The sequence below is a fragment of the Amycolatopsis sp. NPDC003676 genome, from assembly GCF_053587275.1.
Genome location: NZ_JBSFNS010000268.1, coordinates 1 through 1,614, shown reverse-complemented (window position 1 = coordinate 1,614; position 1,614 = coordinate 1). Strand labels below are relative to the sequence as shown.

The 1,614-nt window shown below is 67.3% G+C and carries 1 protein-coding gene; it reads right to left on the bottom strand.

Annotation, left to right across the window (positions count from 1 at the left end):
• Positions 1 to 137: 137 nt before the first annotated feature.
• Positions 138 to 1,614 (bottom strand): acyl-CoA dehydrogenase (locus tag ACWDNU_RS45520; RefSeq protein ID WP_449673404.1); only part of this gene is annotated, 1,477 nt, incomplete at its 5' end.

Below are 1,614 nucleotides of genomic sequence, written 5' to 3'. Positions count from 1 at the left end.
GCCACGATGTACATCGCTGCCGGTATTGCCGCGCTGGGTGCGATCGTGAGTGCGTTCATGGCTCCGGAGACGAAGAACATCGATCTGCACGTCGCCTCGGGGCACAGGATCGAGTAGCCGCTCATCGGTTCCGGTCCTCAGAAGGCGGCTTCGTCGAGGTCCATCACCGACAGGTCCAGCTCGGCCAGGACGGTGCGGGTCGCGGTGAGGCGGGGCAGCACGTTGCGGGCGAAGAACGAGGCCACGGCGAGCTTTCCGCGATAGAAGGCGACATCACGATCTGTCGCGCCGGCGGTGAGCGCGGCATCGGCGACGGTGGCCTGAACCAGCAGCCGCCAGCCGATCAGCAGGTCACCGACGGCCAGCAGGAAACGCACGGAGCCGAGCCCGACTTTGTACAGTTCGCGCGGGTCTTGCGCGGCGGCCATCGTGTAGCCGATGAGCGTGGCCGCCATGGCCTGGACGTCGGCCAGCGCGGTGGCCAGCAGTTCCAGATCCGATTTCACGGCCTCACAGCCGGAGTTCACGGTGCGGTCGATCTGCTCGGCGAGATGCGCCAGCGCGGCACCCTGGCCGCGAACGATCTTGCGGAAGAAGAAGTCCAGGGCCTGGATAGCCGTGGTGCCCTCGTACAGCGAGTCGATCTTGGCGTCCCGGATGTACTGCTCGATCGGGTAGTCCTGCAGGTATCCGGATCCGCCGAAGGTCTGCAGTGATTCGGTCAGCAGCTCGTACGCGCGTTCCGAGCCCACACCCTTGACGATCGGTAGCAGCAGATCGTCGACCTGATGCGCCATGCGCGGGTCGGCACCGGAGACCGCTCGGGCGACGACGGCGTCCTGGTGGGCGGCGGTGTAGAGGTAGACCGCGCGCAGGCCCTCGGCGTAGGCCTTCTGCAGCAGCAGCGAGCGGCGCACGTCGGGGTGATGCAGGATCGTCACGCGCGGCGCGGTCTTGTCGGCCATCCGGGTCAGGTCGGCGCCCTGGACACGGGTCTTGGCGTACTCCAGCGCGTTCAGGTAACCGGTCGACAGGGTCGCGATGGCCTTGGTGCCGACCATCATGCGCGCGTTCTCGATCACCTTGAACATCTGCGCGATGCCGTTGTGCGCGTCGCCGACGAGCCAGCCCTTGGCGGGCACGCCGTGGCCGCCGAAGGTGAGTTCACAGGTGGCCGAGGCCTTCAGGCCCATCTTGTGCTCGACATTGGTGACGAACACGCCGTTGCGATCACCGAGTTCGCCGGTGGCGGAATCGAAATGGAACTTCGGCACGAAGAACAGCGACAGGCCCTTGGTGCCGGGACCGGCGCCCTCCGGGCGGGCGAGGACCAGGTGCACGATATTGCCGAACAGGTCGTCGGAGTCGGCGGAGGTGATGAACCGCTTGACGCCCTCGATGTGCCAGGAGCCGTCCTCCTGCGCGATCGCCTTGGTCCGTCCCGCGCCGACGTCGGATCCCGCGTCCGGTTCGGTCAGCACCATCGTCGCGCCCCACTCGCGCTCCACGATGATCTGGGCCCAGGCGCGCTGCTGGTCGTTGCCGACGCGGTCGAGGATGTCGGCCATCACCGGACCCATGCTGTACATGTGCGCGGCGGGCTGGGCGCCGAGC